The organism is Mesorhizobium sp. WSM4884 (assembly GCF_029625675.1).
Classification (GTDB): domain Bacteria; phylum Pseudomonadota; class Alphaproteobacteria; order Rhizobiales; family Rhizobiaceae; genus Mesorhizobium.
Genome location: NZ_JARTVO010000012.1, coordinates 25,727 through 50,029, shown reverse-complemented (window position 1 = coordinate 50,029; position 24,303 = coordinate 25,727). Strand labels below are relative to the sequence as shown.

Sequence of the window (24,303 nt, the reverse complement as noted above, 5' to 3'; positions counted from 1 at the left end):
AATTGGTCTTTTTTGTTACGCGTAGGGATCGGGAATGGCAAGCCTCGCGAGCGCGGCGCGCTCGATCGCTTCCATCTCCTCGGCCTCGGCGTCGGTCTCGTGATCATAGCCCAGAAGATGCAGCAGGCCATGGATGACGAGATGGGTGATATGGTTCGCCAGCGGCTTGTCTTCCAGTCCAGCCTCGCGCGCGACCGTCTCGGAGGCCAGCACGACGTCACCCAGCATCGGCGGCAGCGGACCGCCTTTCGGGAAGGAAAAAGCCGGGAAAGACAAGACGTTGGTCGGCTTGTCCTTGCCGCGCCACTCGGCGTTGAGGGTCTGGACATGGGCATCGTCGGAAAAAACGATGCTGAGCTCGGAGGCGCCGCTTGCGCCGGTTTCGGAAAACGCTGCCGCGACGGCGCGATCGACGAGGCGCGTCAGCTCGGCCTCCGCGGGCCAATCGCCGGCCTCGACGAAAATATCGATGTCGACCGGCGTCCCGCCGCTGGATTCCGGATTTTCAGCCATATGGCTTGATCAGTTCTCGGCGCCCAGGCCCCTGGCCAGCTTGCCGTCGCGGTCATAGGCCTTGACGATCTCGGCAACCAGCGGATGCCGCACGACGTCGCCCTCGTTGAAGCGGACCGTGACGATGCCCGGCACGCCGTCGAGGATGCGCAGCGCCTCGACCAGGCCCGACTTGGTGTTGGGCGGCAGGTCGATCTGGGTCGGATCGCCGGTGACGATCATGCGCGAGTTCTCGCCGAGACGCGTCAGGAACATCTTCATCTGCATCGGCGTGGTGTTCTGCGCTTCGTCGAGGATCACCGCGGCGTGCGCCAGCGTGCGCCCGCGCATGAAGGCGAGCGGCGCGATCTCGATGACCTCGGCGGCGATCGCGCGCTCGACCTTGTCGGCCGGCATCATGTCGTAGAGCGCGTCATAGAGGGGCCGCAGATACGGATCGACCTTCTCCTTCATATCGCCGGGCAGGAAGCCCAGCCGCTCGCCGGCCTCGACGGCCGGGCGCGACAGCACGATGCGCTCGACCATGCCGCGCTCCAGAAGCATCGCCGCATGAGCCACCGCCAGATAGGTCTTGCCGGTGCCGGCCGGGCCGATGCCGAAGACCATTTCGGAGCGCTCCAGCGCGCGCATATAGGCGTCCTGGTTGAGCGAACGGGCATAGATCGTGCGCTTGCGCGTCGCGATCTGGGCGGCCGAGACCTTGCCCTTGCGCTCCATGGTCGGCAGCGTCAGCTGGTCGTCGGCGGCGATCGCCATGCGCACGGCGCCGTCGACGTCCGACTGGCCGATGTCGGCGCCCTTCTGCAGGATGCCGTAGAGCGTATCCAGCGCGCGGCGCGCCTGCTCGGCCGCCGAAGCCGATCCCTTGATCGCAAGCTGGTTGCCGCGCGAGCGGATGTCGACGCCGAGCTTCTGCTCGAGCCGGGCCAGGTTCTCGTCGAACTGGCCGTAAAGGGCGCTGGCAAGCTTGTTGTTGTCGAAGGTCAGTACGATGTGCGCCATGTCGGAGGCCCCGGATGCCTGGTTCTGGGGCGGGTTCTTCAGTTCAGCAGCGCTCAACCGTCTCTCCTCATCTGCCGAGGCTTGTGGCTATGCATGTCGTTGTCCCAAACCGCGAGCACTTTGGGCGACATGCATCAGGCCAACTCGGCGAACAGGCTGTTTTGACCTGTCTCCGTGATTCGTACGTCAATAATGTCACCGATTCCGCCGGCCTTGTCGTCAACAATAACCGGCTGCAGCCATGGCGATCGGCCAACTTTCTGGTGGGGACGGCGGCCCGGCTTCTCGATCAGCGTGCTGACCGTGCGGCCGACCATGCCGGCGATGAAATCCTTCTGCTGCTCGTTGATCAGCGCCTGCAGGCGCTGCAGCCGCTCGTCCTTCACGGCTTCCGTCACATGACCGTCCATTTCGGCGCCCGGCGTGCCGGGACGCGGCGAATATTTGAACGTGAAGGCCGAAGCGTAATTCACCTCTCGCACCAGCTCGAGAGTCGCCTCGAAATCCTCGTCCGTCTCGCCGGGGAAGCCGACGATGAAATCGCCGGACATGGCGATATCGCCGCGCGCGGCGCGGATGCGCTCGATGAGGTTCAGATAGTCGCGTGCCGTGTGCCTGCGGTTCATCGCCTTCAGTATCCGGTCGGAGCCCGACTGCACTGGTAAATGCAGATAGGGCATCAATGTCGGCAGGTCACGGTGCGCGGCGATCAATTCATCGTCCATGTCGCGCGGATGGCTGGTGGTGTAGCGCAGGCGCGCCAGGCCGGGGATTTCCGCCAGGCGGAAAAGCAGGCGGCCGAGACCCCATTCCTTGCCGCTCCCACCCTCGCCGTGCCAGGCGTTGACGTTCTGCCCGAGCAGCGTCACCTCGCGCACGCCGGCCTCGGCCAGGCGCTCGGCCTCGGCGACGATCTGGGCAACCGGCCGCGAGACTTCCGAGCCGCGCGTATAGGGCACGACGCAGAAGGTGCAGAACTTGTCGCAGCCTTCCTGGACGGTGAGGAAGGCGGTGACGCCGCGCCTGGCCACCTCGGCGCGCTTCGGCTGCGGCAAATGCTCGAACTTGTCCTCGATGGCGTAGTCGGTCTCGACGATCTTCTGCCCGCCACGGACCCTGGCCAGCACATCGGGCAGACGGTGATAGGTCTGCGGGCCGATGACGAGATCGACCGCCGGCGCGCGGCGGATGATCTCCGCGCCCTCGGCCTGCGCCACGCAGCCGGCGACGCCGATCAGCAGCTCGCGTCCGGCCTCGGCGCGCTCAGCCTTCATGTCGCGGATACGGCCAAGCTCGGAATAGACTTTTTCGGCCGCCTTCTCGCGGATATGGCAAGTGTTGAGCAGCACCAGATCGGCATCGTCGACGACATCAGTCGCGACATAGCCGTCGGCGGCCAGCGCATCGGTCATGCGCTGGGAATCGTAGACATTCATCTGGCAGCCGTAAGTCTTGACGAAGACTTTTTTCGGCGCCGGGACAGTGCTGGCCGGGTGCTCGGGCGCCGTGCCGATGTCGTGGCTTTCAATCGTGTTCAATTCCATCGGGCGGCTTCTAACGCCTTTCCGTGACAAAAAACAGACGATTCTGGCGGGTTACGGCGCCGGGCGTCCGGTCTTCAGGCTATGCGCTGGCGACTAGGACGCGGATCGGCGAGCGCCGCCTGCATCATCTCGCGCACCTTGGCTTCCATAAATCTTGCCGTTTCCTTGCGGTTCGAGCCCTTCGCGAACGGCACCGGATCGCCGAAATGCACCTCGGCATCGACGGCGCCTTCGGCAAGCAGGACCTTCAGATGCGGCATCAGATCCTGGTCGCCGATCCAGGCGGCCATCGGCCGGTGGCGGCGGCCCATCGGCACGCCGTGCAGGCGCGTATAGGCGATCGCCACCGGCTGGATGAACACCTGCTCCGCAGCCCCTTCGGAAATCGCCATCGATGCCGCGCCGAACAAAGTGCTCTTGAACGGCAGCACCAGATTGCCGTCACCGGTCGAGCCCTCGGCGAACAGCACCATGGCATCGCCCTTGGCCATGCGCCTGGCGATCTCGCTCGCTTGGTCGCCGGAGGTGCGCCTGCGCTCGCGCTCGATGAAGACGGTGCGCTGCAGCTTGGACAGCATGCCGATCATCGGCCAGCCCTCCATATCGGCCCGGGCGATGAACTTCACGTCGACAAAGGAGCCGAGCACCATGATGTCGGTCCAGGAGATGTGATTGGCCGCGATGAGCAGGGGGCGCTGCTTGGCCAATGCGCCCTTTACGTGCACGCGCATGCCGAGCGCCTTGAGGATCATACCGTGCCAGATTTTCAGGACGACCGTCTCCGGCCAGAGCCCGGTCTTCATCGACAGGAGCTGCAGCGGCACCATCACCAGCGTGCCGGCGGCGACGAGGCCGAACGCCATGAAAATCCGCAACCTCTTGATCATTCGCTCCGGCCCTATCATTACAGCGCCGCGCGCCCTCTCGGGCGCACAAACGACGCTGTAACACCCCAATTTGGCGCATGATCCTGAACCTTCGGTTCGGGGTCATGCGCCATGTCGCTAGCGAAGATCGCGGCGCATGACAAGCGCGCCCGTCGGGCCGTGCTCGGTCGACCGGTAGTAGTTCGGACGCTGGCCGACCTGGCGGAAGCCGAGCCTGCGGTAGAGCGCGATCGCCGGCGCATTGGTCTCGTCGACTTCGAGGAAAAGCGCCTCGGCGCGCTGCGCATGCAGTTCGCGCAGCACCGCATCCATCAGTTGCCAGCCGAGCCCCTGGCGGCGATGCGCGCGAGCCACGGCAACCGTCAGGATCTCGCCCTCGCCGGCCGCGAGACGCGCCAGAACGAAACCGACCGGAGGCTTCGATCCCTGTCCTGTCTCGCGCGCTGCGTAACCGAACACGGTGTCCTGTTCGAGCAGCGCTGCGAATTCGCCGTCGGTCCAGGGCCGGACAAAATCCTCGCGATGCAACACCGAAACGGCGGCGCTGTCGGCAACCGTCAGCGGCTCCAGCGCATAGTCCCTGCGGCGCGGTTGAAGGAAAGGTATGCGCATCAGGACTGTTTTCCCTTCGGACCGTGATCTCTTCGGTCTTGTCTTGGCAATATGAACCCGGCCTGCGGCTTGGCGTCGGCGCCGCGCAGATAGAGCGGCTTCGGCTTTTCGCCTGGCCCCTTGGCGGCGGCCAGCCGGGCATAGGTCGCGATATCCGCCGTTGCGGAAACCGGCCCGAAGTCGAAGCTGTTTCCGGCGGCCGCGGCAATCTGCGGCGCAGCGGTGCCGGCGAGGATCGCGGACGCGTTGACCGCCATTGCGGTCGCCTCGGAAAGCGTGGCCACCGCAGGACCGTAAGTCAAGACTAACGCTTTGTCGAAAAGGGCCGCGTGGATCTCCTCGCGGCCGGCGTCGAGCGCGGCAAGTACGGCGCGGCCGGGAAAGGCATTCGCTGCCTCCGCCGCCAGCGCTTCCAGGGTCGTCACGCCGATGGCCGGGATCTTCAAGGCCAAAGCCAGGCCGCGCGCGGTGGAGACGCCGACGCGCAGGCCGGTGAAGGAACCAGGGCCGATCGAGACGGCGACGGCGCCCAGCTCCCGATAGCCGATCCCGCCGGCCTTCAAGGCGGCCTCGATGACGGCCATCAGATGCTCGGCGTGCCCCTTGCCGAGGTCGAGCACCTTGCGGCCAAGCTCAGTGGCCGCACCCGCGTCGTAGACGCAGGCGGCACAGAGACTGGCGGCGCAGTCGATGGCAAGCAGTTTCATGCGGGCAGCTTCATACGGGCAGCTTCATGTGGCCGGTTGACGAACGCCTTCCCTCTGCCCGGCATGGCCCGCCGCCGCAAGTGCCAGGCCGCATAAATGTTAAGCGGCTTTGCTTCCGGGCGACACCAGGCACAAGGCCCGTCGGCGGTCAGGCAGCGCCCGTGATGCGCAGCATGTGGTTGTCCCAGACATAGTCGGGCTCGGAGCGCGCGGCACCGGCGCCGCCGACGATCTCACCGGCGCCCGTCGTCGCCATGAAGCCGGCGCGATCGGGAGCCAGGCCGCAAACTTCGACAAGCGATCTGGTCGCGACAACGCGCCCGCTGGCGGCATCAATGACCGCCAGCGAGTTCCCCTCCGGCGAAGTGACGGCGACCGTCCCGGCGACGGGATTGGCGGCTACGGAACCGATATAGTTGCGGAGGCTGGAGAGCACGTCCTGCGGCATCTCCAGCAGTTCGAGTTCCTTGCCGCGCGCGGCGCGCCCGACCAGAGCCGGACTGTCGGTCGCCGGTCCGCGATACTGGCAGCCGAACCAGACGGCGCCGGCCTGATCGCGGTCCATGTGGCGGATCGAGAGCTGGTGCAGCGCCGGCGGCAGCTCATGCTTCTCGATCAGGTCGCCGGTGACGCGGTCGACCAGCGTGTAGGAAGGCTTCATCGTCGCGATGTTCAGCTCGGCGCGACCATAGTCCGGATGGGTTTCGATGCCGCCATTGGCGATGGCGAGTGTGCGGCCATCGCCAAGCAAAAGCAGTTCATGCGGCCCCATGCCGTAGGTCGGGAACTCGCCGATACGATCGAATTTCGCCCGCGCGTCATAAACGCCAACGACGCCCGCGGCGTTATCAAAATCGTTCTCGGTCGCATAGAGCAGCGCGCCGTCGGGAGAGAACACGCCGTGGCCGAAGAAATGCCGGCCGGCGATGCTGGCGATGGTCAATGGCTTCTCGCGACCGGCATGGTCGAAGACGACGGCGAAGGTGCCGGGCTGGCGGGCAAAGACGACCGAACGCTTCGACACGAGATCGAAGGTGACGTCATGGCCGCGGTCGGGCAGATCGAGGATATGCAGGATCTTGCCGGCCTCGGAGAGCACGGCGGCGCCGAAGCCGCCGTCGCGCCTGACGAAGGCGGTGGCGAAGATCGCGTCCGCTGCCAGCGTGTCCGCCCAGGCGCGCGGCGCCATGGCCGCGGCGAAGCTCGCGCCGGCCGCCTTCAGGAAATCGCGGCGATCGATGAGCGAGGTCGTCACGGCATCAATCCCCGTCAAGCGACGAAAAGCCGGCGGTCAGGCCGAACTCGGCGGTCATCCTGGTGCCGATCAGGGTCGAGAGGCTGGAGGTGATCAGGGCGAAGTGCTCGAGCTTGGCGCGCAATGCCGGATCGGCGAGCGACTTGTCGATCGGGCCAGCGACAGACTTGGCCGTCGCCACACCATTGGTAAGCTGGATATGGATGGACTCTGCCATCCACCGCGCATCGGCGGGCAGCGCATCGCCGAGTTCCGAGGCCTGGAACAACTGGTCGATGCCGGACAGGTTCCCGGCCAGCGAATTCGTTGTGTTCTGCGAGCGCCAATAGATCGCCTGCTTCGGCTTGTCGGCGTCCGGCCTAGCGCCGAGGAAGCCTTTGAGCCGCACGTCGCGGATCATGTCCAGCTCGTTGATGAAGACGTCGACCAGTTCCGTCACCGCTTCGGCGCCGTCGTGATAGAGCGGGTTCTTCGGCCCCGGATTGGCCCAGAGCGAGGCAAAGCCGTCAGGCTTGTCCCAGGCGTCGCGGACCTCGCCGGCGATCGCCTCGATGTTGCCGGCCACCGCCGACCCATACGCGCATCGATAGGGCTCGTCCTTGCCGGCAAGCGTTTCGGCGCCATCGCCGAACAGCACGTATTCGAGCGCGCCGAGCCCCTGCATGGCGACACTCTTCCCGGCAAGCTGCGCCGGATCGGTGGCGGAGGGATCCTTGGCGGCGAGCGTCGCCTGCACCTGCCTCAAACCGATGCTCTTGCGGTCCGGCCAGTAGAGCATGCGCTCCAGGCGGTTGTTCTCCTTGACCGGTCCGAAGGCAATGATCTCGGCCACCGACCAGGCTTCGACCGTGGCGGAAAAGTCCGCGCGCGCCTCATCCAGATTTTGCCGTGATGGAGTATCGCAAAGCTGGTGTATTGCCTTGGTCAGGCTCGCGGCATGATCGTCAAGCCTGGCATAGGCGGGGCGGACGAAGCCGTCGATCGCGCGCCCGATAACGTCGGAAGCCTTGACCGCGGCCGAAGCCGGCCGAGCAACCACCAGCAGGAGGGGAAGGACAACCGCGGCGGCCAAGCGTTTCGACATCAGAGCGACTCCAGGAATTTGATCAGCGCATCGCGATCGGCCGCGGCGGCGCCAGCAAAGCGGTCGCGCGCCTTCCGGCTCTCGCCGCCGTGCCAGAGGATCGCTTCCTCAAGCGTGCGGGCGCGCCCGTCATGCAGGTAGAAGGTATTGCCGTTGACCGTCGCGGTCAGGCCGATACCCCAGAGCGGCGGCGTGCGCCATTCGCTGCCGCTCGCTTCCCCTACACGCTGGCCGTCGGCGAGGCCTGCGCCCATGTCGTGCAGCAGGAAGTCGGAATAAGGCCAGATCAGCTGGAAGGCCTGCGCCTTGTCGGGCGTGCCGCGCAGAGTGACGAATTTCGGCGTGTGGCAGGAAATGCAGCCCATCTCGTAGAATTGCCTCTTGCCGACAAGGACCTCCGGCTTGTCGAGGTCGCGCCGCGCCGGCACGGCCAGGTTCCGCGAGTAGAAGGTAACGAGGTCCATGACCGGGGGCGGCGCTTCTGCCGTGCCCAGCCGCTGCTGCACGCCGTTCGGCAGGACTAGGCAATCCTTTTGCGCTTCGGTGCAGTCGCCCCAATGCTTCGGCACTTCGGGCGTGGAAATGCCGATGTCGCCGGCAAAGGCATCGGCCGCCTGCTGGCGGATCGAGGCAGCCTGCGCCTTCCAGCCGAAACGGCCGAGCGTCAGTTCGCCGCTCAGCTCGTCGCGAACGATGTTCGGCCTGCCGGAGATGCCATCACCATCGCGATCGTCCGGATCGGCATGGGCGAGGATATCAGCCGGAGCGATCTGCTCGATCAGGCCGAGCCCGATCATCGGCGGCGTAAGGCGCGGCGACAGCGTGGTGCGAGGATCTAGCGGGCCATAGCCAAGGCCCTCGACCGAGTAGCTGGGCTTGCGCAGCCAAACCACGGTGCCGTCGCCGAGCCTGACCTTCTCTTCCGAATAGTCGACACGCATGCGGCCCTCGCCTTTGAGGCCAGGGACAGCGAGCTCCTGCAATTGCGAGCCATAGACCGGGTCGGGAAAGTTCACCAGCTTGTGGTCGGCGAGCTCGGCCCTCTCCTGCGCATCGCTTGCATCGCGCGCCAGCCGCAGGAACATGGAGGTCGAGCCGGTGGCATTTCCCGGTGGCCGCCCCCGACCGTCCTTCAAATGGCAATTCTGGCAGGCGCGTTCGTTGAACAGCGGACCGAGCCCGTCGGAGGCCTGCGTGGACGATGGCGACGACACCCAGTTCTTGCGGAAAAGCGCGTTGCCGAGCTTGAAGGTCGCTTCTTCCGCGAAGGTGATGTTGGCGGAGGATTGCGAGAAGGCATCGCGGTTGATGTCTTTCCTGGACGTGCCGGCGCCGCCCTGCATCAGCTCGAACGGCTCGGGTTTGGTAAAGTCGCTGGTTTGCCTGGTGACGGCCAGAACCCGCGCCTGGTCGTTCGGGGTCAGGTCAGTGCGGCTGGTCGACAGGCCGGCCGGCACGCCAGCCGAAGCGGATGCTAAGAGCGTGACCGCCAGCAAAAGCCAAGGCCCGCGACGGGTCCAATATCGCGGGTTCTTCGGAAGCGGCAGGCCAACATCTTTGGCCCGCCGCGAGCGACGCGAAAAATCTATGGGGCGCCGCATTCCCGCATGTCCTTACTCCGCCTCGTTGGCCGAGTCGGCGTTGAGCTGGCCGTATTTTTCCTCGCCGATCGAGGCGAGCAGGTCGAGCTGCGTCTCGAGGAAGTCGATGTGGCTTTCCTCATCCGCAAGCAAGTCCTCGAAGAGCTTCATCGACACGTAGTCGCCCTCATCCTGGCAGATCTCGCGCGAGCGCTTGTAGGAGATGCGCGCGTCATATTCGCCGGCGAGATCGGATTCGAGCACTTCCTTCACGTTCTGGCCGATGCGCAGCGGCGCGACGGATTGCAGGTTCGGATGCCCTTCGAGGAAGATGATGCGGGCCACCAGCCGGTCGGCATGATGCATTTCCTCGATCGATTCCGCCCGCTCCTTCTTTGCCAGCCTGGTGTAACCCCAGTCCTCGAGCAGACGATAATGGACCCAGTACTGATTGACTGCTCCGAGCTCCAGAAACAGAGCTTCGTTAAGCCGCTCGATGATCTGCGGTTCGCCTTTCATGGAATCTGCTCCCGTATTGGATGCGCAGGTTTCTCACGCGATCCAGGTGTGAAACGATGTCCGCGCCGCTCCCCTCTGAACGGGCGTGATAGTTCTCGGTGACCCGAATGATCGTTTCCACCACATTTGGGAAGCAGCCGCAACAGCGGCCGCGCTTGCCCATGGCATGATAAACCTTGGCCGGCACAATAAGCTGCCAGGGATCTTCATGCAGCAGACCGATGATCGTCTGCTCGATCTCCTTTTCGGTGATGATGTTGCAATGGCAGATCAGCATTTACTTGCTCTGGCTGACGGCGCCGCTTGGCTGTTATTGGCCCGACGATCCTACTTGAACACCTTGTCCGGCGCATCGAGGCTGTCGGAGCCCTCGAAGGCGATGGCGTTGAGCTTGAGCGAGCCGACGGCGCGCTCGATCGACTTGGTCTGATCGATCAGCGCGTCGATCGCCGCCTGCACCGTGGCATTGCCCTCCGCATTGCCTTCGGCGATCTGCTGGTCATAGGCCTCGCCGGCCAGCGCCTGCGCCTTGATAGCCTCCATCTTGGCGATGGTGACATCGAGCTTGTCGGACAGTTCCTTGTCGATCGCCGGATCCGCTGCCTTCACCATGTCGGAGACAGACGGGCCGGAAACCACGGTGCCGTCGAGCCGCGTGTAGCTGGCGTGATAGGCGGCGCGGATGCCGACGGCGTCGTAGAGATGCGAGTTGTAGGTGTTGTCGGAGAAGCAATCGTGCTCCTCCTCGGGGTCGTGCAGCAACAGGCCCAGCTTCATGCGCTCGCCGGCCAGTTCGCCGTAGGAGAGCGAGCCCATGCCGGTGAAGATGGTGGAGATGCCGGCATTCGGCTCGCCGTCGGTAAGGTTCTTGCGCGCCGCGCCGCCTTCCTTCCAGTTGTCGACCATCTCCTGCAGGTCGGACACCAGAAGGTCGCTCGCCGATTTCAGATATTCGGCACGCCGGTCGCAGTTGCCGCCGGTGCAGTTCTTGAGATCGTAGTCGGTGTAAGGCCGCTCACCGGCTCCGGGGCCAGTGCCATGCAGGTCCTGGCCCCAGAGCAGGAATTCGATGGCGTGATAGCCGGTCGCCACATTGGCCTCGACGCCGCCGGCCTCCTGCAGCGTGCCGGAGAGGAATTCGGGCGTCAGCTTCGAGGCGTCGACCTTCTTGCCATTGATCTCGATCTCTTTGTTGGCGATGACGTTCGCGGTATAGAGCGCGTTCTCGTCCGACTCGGTGCCGTAGCTCTTGGCGACATAGTCGATCAGGCCTTCGTCCAGCGGCCAGGAATTCACCCCGCCTTCCCAGTCGTCGACGATCTTGTTACCGAAGCGATAGACCTCGGTCTGCTGGTAGGGGACGCGCGCCGCCTTCCAGGCCTCGCGAGCGGCATTCAGCGTCACGGCCGAGGGCGTGGCGATGAGCGCGTCGACGGCCTTGTCGAGCGCCTGCGCGGTGGTCAGCGAGTCCTCGTACTTGGCCAGCGCGATGTCGGCATAGGTCTTGATCACAGCCTTCGCGTCGGTTTCGGCTTTCGCAGGCAGCACGAACACGGCGGCCGTCAGCGCCGCGGTGGCGCCGATCGCGGCAAGCCTGCCGCCCCAACGTGGCGTAACAATGCGCGGCATGATCGTCGCTTTCATCAATCTCATCTCCTCAGAAATTCAGTGACATAGGTGTACGGCCGCAGGCGAGCAGCGCCAGCGCGAGCACGAATGACCGGAAAGGCAAAATCGCCGCGCAATGGCGCGGCCAATCAGCAAAAGACACCGAAATGCCTCCAATCGAAAGGGTTCAAGGCCCAGACATCAAAGGAATGCGCCAGGAGCGCAGGCTCTCCATAAAGCGGCGGAAAGGCCGGAAGTCAACTGGCGAGGCAGAGAAAATTCAATTGAAACAACAGTTTAGAATTATTCTAAACTAGAATTATCAACTTTAGCCGGCGACGCGCCGAACATCCGCATTGACAGGCGGCCATCCTGGGTGCGACCCGGACCAAGGCTCTTGCGGCGGCGGCAGGCAATCGCCACTTGCCGGAAGATACTAGATTTCAAAGAAAAAAGGGCTGCCATGAGGAACGGGGTGGTGATTGTCGGCGCGGGCCATGCCGGCGTGCAGGCGGCAGCGAGCCTGCGCGACGAAGGCTATGACGGACCGGTCATCCTGATCGGCGACGAGAACGAGCTGCCCTACCACAAGCCGCCGCTGTCCAAGACCTTCATCAAGGATGCGGAAGCCAAACCGCAGCCTTTGCGCGGCGAAGCCTTCTATTCGGGCAACGCCATCGATTTCCGGCCGGGGGTTTGGATCGACAGCATCGATATTGGCGCGCGGCGGCTCGAGGTTTCCGGCGGCGGCGCAATTCCCTTCGACCGGCTGGTGCTTGCGACCGGATCGCGGCCGCGCTTCCTCAGGCTCGATGGCGCAGAGCTCGCCGGCGTGGTGTCGCTGCGCTCGCTGGCCGACGCGCGGCTGATCCGCGAGTTAAGCGCCCAGAGCGAGGACGTCGCCATCCTGGGCGGCGGCTTCATCGGGCTGGAGATCGCGGCGACGCTGAGGGCAGCCGGGCGCAGGGTCACGGTCGTCGAGGCTCTCGACAGGCTGCTCGGCCGTGCCGTGGCGCCGGTGATAGCGGCTCATGTGCGACAGCGTCTCGATGCGATGGGCGTGCGCATCCTGGCCGGCACCACGGTTGCCCGACTGGAAGGCGAAGGCGGCCGCGTCTCGGCCGCGATCACCTCGAGCGGCGAGCGCCTGGCGGCGCAGATGGTCATCATCGGCATCGGCGTGGTGCCCAATGTCGAGCTGGCGGAAGCCGCCGGCATCGTGATCGGCAACGGCATCCGCGTCGACCAGCATATGCGAAGCTCGATCCCGGAAATCCTCGCCGTCGGCGATGCCGCTTCCTACCGGCACTGGTTCACCGGCGCCGACGTACGGTTGGAATCGGTGCAGAACGCCACCGACCAGGCGCGGCTTGCCGCGCGCACCATCCTCGGCCATGCCGAACCCTTCTCCGCCCTGCCGTGGTTCTGGTCGGATATCGGCGACATGAAGCTGCAGATGGTCGGCCTGACGCAAGGCGGCGACAGCCATGTCGTGCTCGGCGAGCCGGCCGAGAACAAGTTCTCGATCTATCACTATGCGGGCAACCGGCTGCTCGGCATTGAATCCGTCAATCGCCCGGCCGACCACATGCTCGGCCGCAAGATGCTCGGCGCCGGCTTCTCGCCCGCGCCGCAGATGGTCGCGGCTGGGCCGGACGCGCTGAAGGCGGCACTTGCCGGCTTTCAGACCACGGAGACGGCCAAGGCAGATGCGTAGAGTTGCCAATTTTTGCCATACGCCATAAAATGGCAAAATGAGCACCATGAATATCTCACTGCCTGATAGCCTGAAGCATTATGTCGATCAGCAAGTGGCGGATCGCGGCTATGGCACGAGCAGCGAGTATGTGCGTGAATTGATCCGGAACGATCAGGATCGTCAACGTCTGCGCCGTTTGCTCCTCGAGGGCGCGTCGTCCGCGCCGGGCGCTCCAGTTGACGACGACTATTTCGCAGCGCTGCGAAAACGAGCCCAAGGCCAATAATTAGTGGCCACAAAGGCAATCATTCCTCGAAACCTTGCTTTGCGGGATATCGAGGACGCTATCGATTACTATGCGCGCGAAGTCGGTTCGCACATGGCGTTGGGCTATGTCGAGGATCTTCAAAATGCCTACGAACTGATAGCCAACCATCCGGCATCGGGCTCGCTGAGGCACGGCTACGAAATTGGATTACCCGGTTTGCGCAGCGTGCAATTCAAGCGCTATCCGTACCTGATTTTTTATCTCGAACAGGCCGACCATATCGATGTGTGGCGGGTTCTGCACGCCAAGATGGTTGCAGAATCCGGACTCCTGCCGGCACGTTCGCCCGGCTCTGTGAAAGCCGTCAGGAGAAATGCGAGGCCGCCCTTCACGCCGCGCGCGCCTCGCGGATCGAGCTCTCCAGGATATCCAGCGCCTCAGTCATCACGCCGTCCTGGATGGTGATCGGCGAAAGGAAGCGGATGACGTTGCCGTAGACGCCGCATGTGAGCAGGATGAGGCCCTTGTCGAGCGCCTTCAGCCGCACCGCATTGGCGAATTCTGCAGAGGGCAGGCCTTTGCTGACGTCGTTGAACTCGACGGCGTTCATGAAGCCCGGGCCGCGAATGTCGACGATCTCCGGCACATCCTCGCGGATCGAAACCAGGCGCTGCTTCAGCCTGGCGCCCAGCGCGTTGGCGCGGTCGCAGAGTTTTTCCTCCTCGATGACGTCAAGCACCGCATGGGCCGCGGCGACGCCGATCGGGCTGCCGCCATAGGTGCCGCCAAGGCCGCCGGGGCCAGGCGCATCCATGATCTCGGCGCGGCCGGTGACGGCCGAGAGCGGGAAACCGCCGGCGAGGCTCTTGGCCATGGTGGTGAGATCGGGCGCCACGTCGTGGTGCTCCATGGCGAACATCTTGCCGGTGCGGGCAAAGCCGGTCTGCACCTCATCGGCGACGAGCAGGATGCCATGCTGGTCGCAGATCTTGCGCAGCGCCGTCATGAAATCGCGCGGCGCCTCATAGAAGCCGCCCTCGCCCTGCACCGGCTCGACGATGATGGCAGCGACCCTAGCCGGATCGACATCGGCCTTGAACAGCTTGTCGAGCGCGGCGAGCGAATCCGCAACCGAAACGCCATGCAGCGCGACCGGGAACGGCGCGTGGAAGACATCGGCCGGCATGGCGCCGAAGCCAACCTTGTAAGGCACGACCTTGCCGGTCAGCGCCATACCCATGAAAGTGCGGCCATGGAAGCCGCCGGAGAAGGCGATCACCGCCTGGCGGCCGGTGGCGTTGCGCGCGATCTTGATGGCGTTCTCGACCGCCTCGGCGCCGGTGGTGACGAAGATCGTCTTCTTGTCGAACTTACCGGGCAGCATGCCGTTGAGCCGCTCGGCGAGGCGCACATAGCTCTCATAGGGCACCACCTGATGGCAGGTGTGGGTGAAGCGGTCGAGCTGCGCCTTGACCGCCTCGATCACCTTCGGATGCCGGTGACCCGTGTTGACCACGGCGATCCCCGAGGAGAAATCGATGTAGCGGCGGCCCTCGACGTCCCAGATTTCCGAATTCTCGGCGCGATCGGCATAGATCTGCGTGGTCATACCGACGCCGCGCGAGATCGACTGGTTCTTGCGTTCGGAAATGGCTGAATTCTTCATGTCGTCCCTCATCGGGCCTCCCTCATCGAGACTGGGCCCGTTCCGTTTGATGGAGCTCTTCTCGCCTTATTTCACGTTTTCCTCAAGTTGGCACCATGGCCCAGTCGATTGGGCCTGGCGCAAGGCGGAAATCGATCTTAACCAGCCGGCCGGTCGCCAGGCAGAAACAGTTTCCTTTTCCCGTCGATCGATTATCCTCATTTCATCCGCGACGTAGCGCCGTCAGGAGCGGCTCCCGCGGCCGAGGGGAACCATGAGCAGGATCGCGACGTCCGCCTTGCCGTCTTCGCCGCCCCCTCTTTCGTCTCGTCCAAACGTCCTGCTGCTCTTCATCTGCGCCGCAGCCCTTTCAGTGGCCGGCTGCCAGAAACAGCAGGCGGCGGAGAAGAGGCTGCCGGTGATGGTCACCACGCAGACGGTCGCGCTCGCCGACTACGCGCCAAGAACCTCGCTGACCGGCGTGATCGCCGCGCGCACGCTCAACAATCTGTCGTTCCGCGTCGGCGGCCGGGTCGCCGAGCGACTGGTCGATGTGGGCCAACATGTCGACCAGGGCGCGGTGCTTGCCCGCATCGATCCGCAGGAACAGGAATCGGACCTGCGCTCGGCGCAGGCCGATCTCGACGCCGCGCAGGCGCAGCTCACCCAGGCCGAGGCCACCTACCAACGGCAAAAGACGCTGCTTTCGCAGGGGTTTACGACCCGGCGCGACTTCGACAGCGCCGACCAGACGCTGAAAGTGGCGCAAGGCAGCGTCGAGGCCGCGCAAAGCGCCCTGGCCAACGCCAAGGAAAACCTGTCCTTCACCGAACTCAAGGCGGGTGCCCCAGGTGTGATCACCGCGCGCCAGGTCGAGGCCGGACAGGTGGTGCAAGCGGCGCAGACCGTCTTCACCATCGCCGAAGATGGCGACCGCGATGCGGTGTTCAACGTGCATGAGACGCTGGTTGCCCAGACGCCTTCGGCGCCGGCCGTGACGATCACGCTGCTCTCCGACCCGCAGGTCAAGGCGACGGGCAAGGTGCGGGAAATCTCGCCGGCAGTCGACACCGCGTCCGGATCGATCCGGGTCAAGGTCGGCATACCCGACACACCTACAGGTATGCCACTGGGTGCGGCCGTCATCGGCACCGTCAGCGCCAAGGCGGTGAAAGCCGTGCTGCTGCCCTGGCAGGCGCTGACGTCCACCGCCGGCAAACCGGCCGTCTGGATCGTCGACCCGTCGAGCAAGGCCGTGACGACGGCGCCGATCGAGGTGCTTGCCTTCGAGTCCGGCGTGGTCGTCGTCGACAAAGGGCTTGAGGCCGGCCAGAGCGTCGTCACCGCCGGCGGGCAATTACTCAGCCCCGGCCAGACGATCGATATAGCGGGAGCCGGTCAATGAACCCACGGCTTGGCGTTTCCGCTCTTGTTCTGCTCGCATCGCTCGCCGCCTGCTCGCGCTCGGAAGAGAAGCCGCCCGAGATCATCCGGCCGGTGCTGTCGATGGTCGTCGAACCGAAGTCGGTCGAAACCTTCGGTTTTGCCGGAACGGTCGAACCGCAATACAGCGCCGATCTTGCTTTCCGTCTGCTCGGCCGCGTCGTCTCGCGCGACGTCAAGGTGGGGGACATGGTCACCAAGGGCACGACGATCGCAGCGCTCGATCCGACGGCACTCGAGCTCGCCCTCCAGGCGTCGAAAGCGGATTTGTCGAACGCGCAGGCGCAATTCGCCAATGCGGCGGCGAGCGAGGAGCGGCAGCGCGCCCTGCTTGCCTCCGCCAACACTCCGCAGTCCGTCTTCGACGCCGCGCAGCAGGCCTGGCAAGCGGCGGCGGCCGGCGTCGAGCGGGCCAACGCCGCTTTGGCCAAGTCGCAAGAGCAGCTCGGCTATGCGCGGCTGTTCTCCGATTTCGACGGCGTCGTCACGGCGACAGGCGCGGAAGTCGGCCAGACGGTATCGCCGGGCCAGACGGTCGTCACCGTGGCGCGCACCGATCCGCGCGAGGCGGTGGTCGACATCCCCGACCAGCTGACCGGCGATCTCGCCGTCGGCACCCCGTTCCACATCATCCTGCAGTCACTGCCCTCGATCACCACCGAGGCCAAGCTGCGCGAGATCGCACCACTGGCCGAAGGCTCGACCCGCACCCGCCGCGTGCGGCTGACGCTCACCGATCCGCCGCCGGCGTTCCGGCTGGGCTCGACCATCACCGCGACCCGCATGACGAAGGTGGCGCCCACGATAGAGCTGCCGATGTCGGCGCTGCTCCAGGAGAACGGCGCCGACAAGGTGTGGATCGTCGATCCGCGGTCATCGAGCGTGAGCGCGCGCGAGATCAAGGTCGCTTCGAAGAACGGCGCCGCCTTCACGGTGGCGCAAGGGCTGGAGGCCGGCATGCGCGTGGTCACCGCCGGCGTCCACAGCCTCGTCGAGGGCCAGAAGGTCAAGGTGCCGGAGGGAGGGGTCTGATGAAAGGCTTCAACCTCTCCGACTGGGCCCTCAGCCACCGCTCGCTGGTCTGGTATTTCATGCTGGTCTTCGTCGTGGCCGGCATCTTCTCCTACCTTCACCTCGGCCGCGAGGAAGATCCGGCCTTCACCATCAAGACGATGCTGATCCAGGCGAACTGGCCGGGCGCTTCGGTCAACGAGACCGTGCGCCAGGTGACCGACCGGATCGAAAAGAAGCTCGAGGAGCTCGACAGCCTCGACTACACCAAATCGGTCACGACCGCCGGCAAGACCGTCATCTTCGTCAACCTGAAGCCGACCACCAAAGCGCGCGACGTCGTGCCGACCTGGCTGCAGGTGCGCAACATGGTCAACGACATCTGGGCGCAATTCCCGCAAGGCGTGCAGGGGCCGTTCTTCAACGACCGCTTCGGCGACGTCTACGGCAACATCTACGCCTTCACCGCCGACGGACTGACGCCGCGCCAGCTGCGCGACTATGTCGAGGATGTGCGCACCAAGATCCTGACGGTGCCAAATGCCGGCAAGGTCGATCTCGTCGGCGCCCAGGACGAGGCGATCTATCTCGAATTCTCGAGCCGCCAGATCGCGGCGCTCGGCCTCAACCAGCAGCAGATCGTCGCCAGCCTGCAGGCACAGAACGCCATCACGCCGTCTGGTGTCATCCAATCCGGGCCGGAGCGCGTCAGCGTGCGCGTCGGCGGGCAGTTCACCTCAGAGGAAAGCCTTCGCGCCATCAACCTGCGCGTCAACGACCGCTTCTTCCGGCTGAGCGACGTGGCGACGATCACGCGCGGCTATGTCGACCCGCCGACGGCCTTGTTCCGGTTCAACGGCCAGGATGCGATCGGGCTCGCCATCGGCATGAAGCCCAACGCCAACCTGCTCGAATTCGGCGAGGCGCTGCACAAGGAGATGGAAAAAGTGCTGGCCGACCTGCCGATCGGCGTCGGCGTGCACCTGGTGGCAGACCAGCCGGTCATCGTCGAGGAGGCGGTCTCCGGTTTCACCCGTGCGCTGTTCGAGGCGGTGGCGATCGTGCTTGCCGTGTCCTTCATCAGCCTCGGCCTGCGTGCCGGCTTCGTCGTGGCGTTGTCGATTCCGCTGGTGCTGGCCATCACCTTCACGGTCATGGCCTATCTCGGCATCTCGCTGCAGCGCATTTCGCTCGGCGCGCTGATCATCGCGCTCGGCCTTTTGGTCGACGATGCGATGATCGCGGTGGAGATGATGGTGGCGCGGCTGGAGGTGGGCGACAACCTGCGCAAGGCGGCGACCTATGTCTACATCTCGACCGCCTTCCCGATGCTGACCGGTACGCTGGTGACGGTCGCCGGCTTCATTCCGATCGGCCTCAACAACAGCGCCGCCGGCGAATACACCTTCACGCTGTTCGTCGTCATCGCCGTGTCGCTGCTCGTATCATGGATCGTCGCGGTGCTGTTCGCCCCGCTGCTCGGCGTCACCATCCTGCCGGCCAAGATGAAGGCGAAACATCACGACCAGCCTGGACGCTTCACCACGCTGTTCCGCCGCGTGCTCGTCTTTTCGGTGCGCCGCCATTGGCTGACCATCATCGCGACCGTGCTTTTGTTCGCGGCCTCCATCGCCGGCTTCGGTCTCGTCCAGCAGCAGTTCTTCCCGCCCTCGGATCGGCCTGAGCTGATCGTCGACTGGAACCTGCCGCAGAACTCATCGATCGCCGAGACGCGCGATCAGATGGAGCGCTTCGAGCAGCGCGCGCTGGTCGGAAACCCCGACATCGACCATTTCTCATCCTATGTCGGCCAGGGCGCGGTGCGTTTCCTGCTCGCTTTCGACGTGCAGCCGGCCAATCCGTATTTCGGCCAGACCGTCATCGTCACCAAGAGCATCGAGGCGCGCAACCGCGTCAAGCCGGCACTGGAGAAGCTGCTGCGTGAGGAATTCGTCGGCACCGATGCCTTCGTCAAGCCGCTCGAGCTCGGGCCGCCGGTCGGACGCCCCGTGCAGTACCGCGTCGGCGGCCCGGATATCCAGACCGTGCGCGAACTGGCGCAGCAGTTTGCCGGCGTGATCTCGGCCAATCCGAAGCTCGCGGCACCCACCTTCGACTGGAACGAGCCGCAGCGCGTGCTGAGGGTCGACGTGCTGCAGGACAAGGCGCGCCAGCTCGGCATCACCTCGTCCGACATCGCCAGCGCGTTGAACAGCACGGTGGGCGGCGCGACGATCACGCAGGTGCGCGACGCCACTTACCTGATCAATGTCGTGGCGCGCTCGCGCGAGGCGGACCGCAGCTCGATCTCCACGCTGCAGAACATGCAACTGCCGACCGGCAAAGGCGACGCGATCCCGCTCGCCGCGGTCGCCAACATCCGCTACGACCTGGAGCAGCCGACGGTGTGGCGGCGCAACCGCACGCCGACGATCACCGTGCGCGCAGGCATGGTCGGCGACGTTTTGCCGGCAACCGTCGTCAACGAGCTGAAGCCATCGGTCGACGCCTTCATCGCCAAGCTGCCGCCCGGCTACTCGGTGCAGACCGCCGGGTCGGTCGAGGAGAGCGCCAACAGCCAAGGGCCGATCGCGGCCGTCGTGCCGCTGATGCTGTTCATCATGGCGACCATCCTGATGGTGCAGCTGCAGAGCTTCCAGCGCCTGTTCCTGGTGGTGGCGGTGGCGCCGCTCGGCCTGATCGGCGTGGTGGCGGCGCTGGTGCCGAGCGGCGCGCCGCTCGGCTTCGTCGCCATCCTCGGCGTGCTGGCCCTGATCGGCATCCTGATCCGCAACTCGGTCATCCTGATCGTGCAGATCGAGGATCTCGTCGCCGAAGGGAAGGAGCGCTGGGCAGCCGTGATCGAGGCGACCGAGCACCGCATGCGGCCGATCGCGCTGACCGCAGCCGCCGCCAGTCTCGCGCTGATCCCGATCGCGCGCGAAGTGTTCTGGGGGCCGATGGCCTATGCCATGATGGGCGGCATCATCGCGGGCACGGCGATCACGCTGCTCTTCCTGCCGGCGCTCTATGTGACGTGGTTCCGGATCAAGGAGCCAAAGCGGGGACCGGAGGACGAGGCTGGGCACAACGAAGCGGTATCGGAGGGCGCGACGGCCTGAGGCGGTCGCCCTACACTCTCACAAACCCCTCGCTGGCTCTGAGCAAATTGCGCGTATAATCCTCGCTGACGCGATGGCCGATAAGCTGGCTGGCGGTCAGTGTCTCCACCGCCTCGCCGTTCTGCATCACCATCAGCCGCTCGCACATATGGGTGATGATGGCGAGGTCGTGGCTGACCATCAGGAAGGTGAGCTTGCGCCGCCGCCGCACCTCTTCGAGCAGGTTCAGCACCTCCGCCTGAACGGAAGCGTCGAGCGCCGAAGTCGGCTCGTCGAGCAAAAGGATCGAGGGTTCGAGGATCAGCGCCCGAGCGATCGCCACACGCTGGCGCTGGCCGCCGGAGAGCTGGTGCGCGTAGCGGAAGCGAAAGCCCTTGCCGAGGCCGACCTCGTCCAGCGCGCGTTCTATGCGCTTCTCGCCGTCGGCAATGGCATGGATGGCTAAAGGCTCCTGCAGCAGCCGGTCGACCGTCTGGCGCGGATGCAGCGAGCCGTAAGGGTCCTGGAAGACCATCTGCACGTCGCGGTAGAAGGCCTTGTTGCGGGTTCTGCCCAGCGTTTTGCCGTTGACGGTGATGGTGCCGCCGGCGACAGGAGCAAGGCCGGTGATTGCCCTAAGCAGGGTCGACTTGCCGGAGCCGCTTTCGCCGACCAGCCCGTAGGATTCGCCTTCCCTGACTTCAAGGTCAACACCCTTGAGCGCGCGAAAACGGTCGAACACCACCTCCAGCCCTTCGACGGAAAGCGCCGCGGTCATGCCGCCCACTCCGGCTTGCGGTCGAGCACCGGCAGCGGATGACGCTCGAAGCCGATCCTCGGCATGCAGTTGAGCAGGCCGCGCGTGTAGGGATGCCGGGCGTCACGCAGCTCGGACGCCTTAAGCTGCTCGACCACCTTGCCGGCATACATGACGACGACGCGGTCGCAGAAGGAGGAGACCAGGCGCAAATCGTGCGAGATGAAGATCAGCCCCATGCCACGCTCGGCGACCAGCCTGTCGAGGATGTTGAGCACATCGAGCTGCACGGTGACGTCGAGCGCCGAGGTCGGCTCGTCAGCAATCATCAATTCCGGTCCGGCGATCAGCATCATGGCGATCATCGCGCGCTGGCCCATGCCGCCCGAGACTTCATGCGGGTGAAGATCGAACACACGCGCCGGATCGCGTATCTGCACCGCCCGCAACATCTCCAGCGCCCGCTCGCGGGCTTCCGCCTTTCCGACCTTCTCATGCGTGCGCAGCGTCTCGACGATCTGGCGGCCGATGGTCATCACCGGATCGAGCGAATATTTGGGATCCTGCAGGATCATGGCGATGCGATTTCCGCGCAGCGCGCGGCGCTGGCTGGATGACACCGAGAGCAGATCGATGCCGTCGAAGCTGAGCTTCTTCGCCGACACCTCGGCCTGCGGCGGAGTCAGACCCATGATGGCACGACCGGTCTGCGACTTGCCGGAGCCACTCTCGCCGACAATGCCCAGCCGCTCGCGGCCGAGCGAGAAGGAGACGCCGCGCACCGCCTGCACGATGCCGGTGCGGGTCGGGAAAGTGACGCGCAGGTCGTCGACTTCGAGCAGCGTGGCTTTTGTCTGCTTGTCCGGACTGCCGCTCACTGGTCGCCGCTCCGTGGGTCGAGCGCGTCGCGCAGGCCGTCGCCGAGCAGGTTGAAGCCGAGACTGACGATGAGGATGGCAGCACCCGGCGCGGCAGCTACCCACCACTGGTCGAGGATGAAGCGGCGACCCGACGCGATCATCGCGCCCCATTCGGGCAGCGGCGGCTGCGCGCCGAGCCCGAGGAAGCCGAGGCCGGCGGCGGTAAGGATGATGCCGGCCATGTCGAGGGTCACCCGGATGATCAGCGAGGAGATGCAGAGCGGCATGATGTGGCGGAGCACGATGCGGAAGGGCGAAGCGCCCATCAGCTGCACCGCCTTGATGAAATCGGAATTGCGCACCGTCAGCGTCTCGGCGCGCGCGATGCGCGCATAAGGCGGCCAGGAGGTGATGGCGATCGCCAGCACCGCGTTCTCGATGCCAGGCCCGAGCGCCGCGACAAAGGCAAGCGCCAGAACCAGCTTCGGGAACGCAAGGAAGATGTCGGTGATGCGCATCAGGATGGTGTCGGTCCAGCCGCCGGCATAGCCGGCGACAGTGCCGACCAGCAGGCCGATGGGGGCGGCGATGACGGCGACAAGGATGACGACGTAGAGCGTCCAGCGCGAACCGTAGACGATGCGCGAATAGATGTCGCGGCCAAGGTCGTCGGTGCCGAACCAGTGGGCCGCGCCGGGCGGAAGCAAACGGGCATTCTTCAGATCACCCACGGTCGGCGAATAGGGCGCCAGCACGTCGGCAAAGGCGGCGACCGCCACCAGCGCGAGGATGATCAGCAGACCGACAAGGGCCAGACGGTTGGCCGAGAAGCGCCGCCACGCCACATAGGCGCGGCCGAGCCTTGCCTGCGCGCGCGAGGCCGGTCGCTCGCTGAGCAGCCACGCGCGGCGGGAGAGAGGACCGGCGTCGGAGGCGGTCATGATGATGCCTCTTGAAGCTGTCGACCCCCACTCCGGTCTGCTTCGCAGACCACCTCTCCCCCGCTCGACGGGGGAGAGGAAAGGCGCCAGGCGTGCGACCGGCCTTTCCTCTCCCCCTGGCAGGGGGAGAGGTGGCCCGAAGGGCCGGAGTGGGGGTGATTGGCCGCGGCCAAGCCCGAAAGTGCGATACCTCTGCTCATCCGGCCTTCGTCCTTGGGTCAAGAAGCCGATAAAGCAGGTCGGACAGAAGATTGATGGCGATGAAGACCGAGCCGATGATGATGGTGCCGCCGAGCACCGCGTTCATGTCGGCGTTCTGCAGCGAATTGGTTATGTAGAGTCCGATGCCAGGCCAGGAGAAAACGGTCTCGGTCAGCACCGAGCCTTCAAGCAGGCTGGCATAGGAGAGCGCGATCACCGTCACCATCGGCACTGCTGCATTGCGTAGCGCATGGCCCCAGATGATGCGCGTTTCCGACAGGCCCTTGGCGCGCGCGGCGACGATGTATTCCTGCGCCATTTCGTTCAGCATGAAGGAGCGCGTCATGCGGCTGATATAGGCGAGCGCGAAATAGCCGAGCAGCGAAGCCGGCAAGATGATGTGGCGGTAGGCGTCGTAGAAGACGTCCCACTGGCCCTGCATCGCCGCGTCGAGCAGGTAGAAGCCGGTGATCGGCGTGAACGTATATTCGTAGACGACGTCGAGACGCGCCGGGAAGGCGACCCATTGCAGCTTGGCATAGAACAGGACGAGGCCGAGCAGCCCCAGCCAGAAGATCGGCACGGAATAGCCGATCAGGCCGATGATGCGCACGACCTGGTCGATGAGGCTGCCGCGCCGAACCGCCGCCAGCACGCCGAGCGGCACGCCGATGACGGCGCCGATGATGGTGCCGAGCGTCGCAAGCTCTATGGTCGCCGGGAAGACGCGTCGGATGTCGGACATAACCGGATTGGTGGTCAGCACCGAGGTGCCGAAATCGCCGTTGAGCGCGCTTTTGACATAAATGTAGAACTGTTCGATCAGCGGCAGATCGAGCCCCATCTCGCGGCGCGTGCGCTCGACGACGGCGATGGGAGCACGGTCGCCGAGCACCGCCAGCACCGGATCGATGGGGATGACGCGGCCGATGAAGAAGGTCACCGCGAGAAGACCGAGATAGGTCGTCACCGCGATGACCAGGAAGCGGCCGATCGACAGCAAGATAGCGACGGCACGGGCGCTGCCGCGCCCTGCCGCCGCCTGACTCTCAGCTACGCTCATGCG

22 protein-coding genes and 1 pseudogene are annotated in these 24,303 nt (G+C 65.1%); 6 read left to right on the top strand and 17 right to left on the bottom strand.

What is annotated here, in order from left to right; genetic code table 11:
- Positions 1–15 precede the first annotated feature (15 nt).
- The 12 genes from ybeY to P9236_RS19320 all read right to left on the bottom strand — a co-directional run bounded on the left by ybeY (position 16) and on the right by P9236_RS19320 (position 11,347).
- Positions 16–513, bottom strand: coding sequence for an rRNA maturation RNase YbeY (ybeY, locus tag P9236_RS19375; RefSeq protein ID WP_278076091.1), 498 nt, complete (start codon positions 511–513; stop codon positions 16–18).
- Positions 514–522: 9 nt separating this feature from the next.
- Positions 523–1,515, bottom strand: a complete 993-nt coding sequence (locus P9236_RS19370) for a PhoH family protein (RefSeq protein WP_278076198.1) — start codon at positions 1,513–1,515, stop codon at positions 523–525.
- Between the two features lie 134 nt (positions 1,516–1,649).
- Positions 1,650–3,059, bottom strand: coding sequence for a tRNA (N6-isopentenyl adenosine(37)-C2)-methylthiotransferase MiaB (miaB, locus tag P9236_RS19365; protein ID WP_278076090.1), 1,410 nt, complete (start codon positions 3,057–3,059; stop codon positions 1,650–1,652).
- 74 nt (positions 3,060–3,133) lie between these two features.
- The gene (locus tag P9236_RS19360) at positions 3,134–3,946 is read right to left on the bottom strand and encodes a lysophospholipid acyltransferase family protein (RefSeq protein WP_278076089.1); all 813 of its coding nucleotides are present in this window, start codon (positions 3,944–3,946) and stop codon (positions 3,134–3,136) included.
- Between the two features lie 117 nt (positions 3,947–4,063).
- Positions 4,064–4,558, bottom strand: a complete 495-nt coding sequence (rimI, locus tag P9236_RS19355; protein ID WP_278076088.1) for a ribosomal protein S18-alanine N-acetyltransferase — start codon at positions 4,556–4,558, stop codon at positions 4,064–4,066.
- Entirely contained in the window at positions 4,558–5,265 is a 708-nt protein-coding gene (gene tsaB / locus P9236_RS19350) for a tRNA (adenosine(37)-N6)-threonylcarbamoyltransferase complex dimerization subunit type 1 TsaB (RefSeq protein WP_278076087.1), read from the bottom strand. The genes rimI and tsaB overlap by 1 nt, the downstream gene beginning before the upstream one ends.
- A 148-nt stretch (positions 5,266–5,413) precedes the next feature.
- Entirely contained in the window at positions 5,414–6,520 is a 1,107-nt protein-coding gene (locus P9236_RS19345) for a DUF1513 domain-containing protein (RefSeq protein ID WP_278076086.1), read from the bottom strand.
- A 4-nt stretch (positions 6,521–6,524) separates the two neighbouring features.
- Positions 6,525–7,604, bottom strand: a complete 1,080-nt coding sequence (locus P9236_RS19340; protein ID WP_278076085.1) for an imelysin family protein — start codon at positions 7,602–7,604, stop codon at positions 6,525–6,527.
- Positions 7,604–9,205 carry a di-heme oxidoredictase family protein gene (locus P9236_RS19335; protein WP_278076084.1) on the bottom strand — a complete coding sequence of 534 codons (1,602 nt, stop codon included), beginning with the start codon at positions 9,203–9,205 and terminating at the stop codon, positions 7,604–7,606. Before P9236_RS19335 ends, P9236_RS19340 begins: the two co-directional genes overlap by 1 nt.
- A gap of 12 nt (positions 9,206–9,217) precedes the next feature.
- Positions 9,218–9,703: a bacterioferritin gene (gene bfr, locus P9236_RS19330; RefSeq protein WP_278076083.1), complete on the bottom strand. Its 486-nt coding sequence runs from the start codon at positions 9,701–9,703 to the stop codon at positions 9,218–9,220.
- Positions 9,669–9,980 (bottom strand): (2Fe-2S)-binding protein, encoded by a 312-nt coding sequence (locus P9236_RS19325; protein ID WP_278076082.1) that lies wholly within the window; start codon positions 9,978–9,980, stop codon positions 9,669–9,671. Before P9236_RS19325 ends, bfr begins: the two co-directional genes overlap by 35 nt.
- 50 nt (positions 9,981–10,030) lie before the next feature.
- Positions 10,031–11,347, bottom strand: coding sequence for an imelysin family protein (locus tag P9236_RS19320; RefSeq protein ID WP_278076081.1), 1,317 nt, complete (start codon positions 11,345–11,347; stop codon positions 10,031–10,033).
- A 427-nt stretch (positions 11,348–11,774) separates the two neighbouring features.
- Here P9236_RS19320 and P9236_RS19315 point away from each other — a divergent pair, with 427 nt between their 5' ends.
- From P9236_RS19315 to P9236_RS19305, 3 genes and pseudogenes are all read left to right on the top strand, one after another.
- Complete coding sequence (locus P9236_RS19315; RefSeq protein ID WP_278076080.1) at positions 11,775–13,028, top strand: FAD-dependent oxidoreductase; 1,254 nt, start codon at positions 11,775–11,777, stop codon at positions 13,026–13,028.
- A gap of 37 nt (positions 13,029–13,065) precedes the next feature.
- A complete protein-coding gene (locus tag P9236_RS19310; RefSeq protein WP_278076079.1) occupies positions 13,066–13,296 on the top strand; it encodes a type II toxin-antitoxin system ParD family antitoxin in 231 nt (76 codons plus the stop codon).
- A 3-nt stretch (positions 13,297–13,299) separates the two neighbouring features.
- A pseudogene (locus tag P9236_RS19305) lies at positions 13,300–13,636 on the top strand (type II toxin-antitoxin system RelE/ParE family toxin).
- Between the two features lie 30 nt (positions 13,637–13,666).
- Here P9236_RS19305 and P9236_RS19300 read toward each other — a convergent pair.
- Positions 13,667–14,944: a 4-aminobutyrate--2-oxoglutarate transaminase gene (locus P9236_RS19300; RefSeq protein WP_278076078.1), complete on the bottom strand. Its 1,278-nt coding sequence runs from the start codon at positions 14,942–14,944 to the stop codon at positions 13,667–13,669.
- A 253-nt stretch (positions 14,945–15,197) separates the two neighbouring features.
- Here P9236_RS19300 and P9236_RS19295 point away from each other — a divergent pair, with 253 nt between their 5' ends.
- The 3 genes from P9236_RS19295 to P9236_RS19285 are packed head-to-tail and all read left to right on the top strand — an operon-like array spanning position 15,198 to position 20,499.
- Entirely contained in the window at positions 15,198–16,328 is a 1,131-nt protein-coding gene (locus P9236_RS19295; RefSeq protein ID WP_278076077.1) for an efflux RND transporter periplasmic adaptor subunit, read from the top strand.
- Positions 16,325–17,398 (top strand): efflux RND transporter periplasmic adaptor subunit, encoded by a 1,074-nt coding sequence (locus tag P9236_RS19290; RefSeq protein WP_278076076.1) that lies wholly within the window; start codon positions 16,325–16,327, stop codon positions 17,396–17,398. The genes P9236_RS19295 and P9236_RS19290 overlap by 4 nt, the downstream gene beginning before the upstream one ends.
- Complete coding sequence (locus tag P9236_RS19285) at positions 17,398–20,499, top strand: efflux RND transporter permease subunit (RefSeq protein WP_278076075.1); 3,102 nt, start codon at positions 17,398–17,400, stop codon at positions 20,497–20,499. The genes P9236_RS19290 and P9236_RS19285 overlap by 1 nt, the downstream gene beginning before the upstream one ends.
- A gap of 10 nt (positions 20,500–20,509) precedes the next feature.
- On the opposite strand, the gene P9236_RS19280 is transcribed toward P9236_RS19285, so the two are convergent.
- The 4 genes from P9236_RS19280 to P9236_RS19265 form a co-directional block, all read right to left on the bottom strand.
- Positions 20,510–21,256, bottom strand: coding sequence for an ABC transporter ATP-binding protein (locus P9236_RS19280; RefSeq protein WP_278076074.1), 747 nt, complete (start codon positions 21,254–21,256; stop codon positions 20,510–20,512).
- A complete protein-coding gene (locus tag P9236_RS19275; protein ID WP_278076073.1) occupies positions 21,253–22,113 on the bottom strand; it encodes an ABC transporter ATP-binding protein in 861 nt (286 codons plus the stop codon). Before P9236_RS19275 ends, P9236_RS19280 begins: the two co-directional genes overlap by 4 nt.
- The gene (gene nikC / locus P9236_RS19270; protein ID WP_278076072.1) at positions 22,110–23,036 is read right to left on the bottom strand and encodes a nickel transporter permease; all 927 of its coding nucleotides are present in this window, start codon (positions 23,034–23,036) and stop codon (positions 22,110–22,112) included. Before nikC ends, P9236_RS19275 begins: the two co-directional genes overlap by 4 nt.
- Positions 23,037–23,232: 196 nt before the next feature.
- Positions 23,233–24,300 carry an ABC transporter permease gene (locus P9236_RS19265; RefSeq protein ID WP_278076071.1) on the bottom strand — a complete coding sequence of 356 codons (1,068 nt, stop codon included), beginning with the start codon at positions 24,298–24,300 and terminating at the stop codon, positions 23,233–23,235.
- Positions 24,301–24,303: the final 3 nt, after the last annotated feature.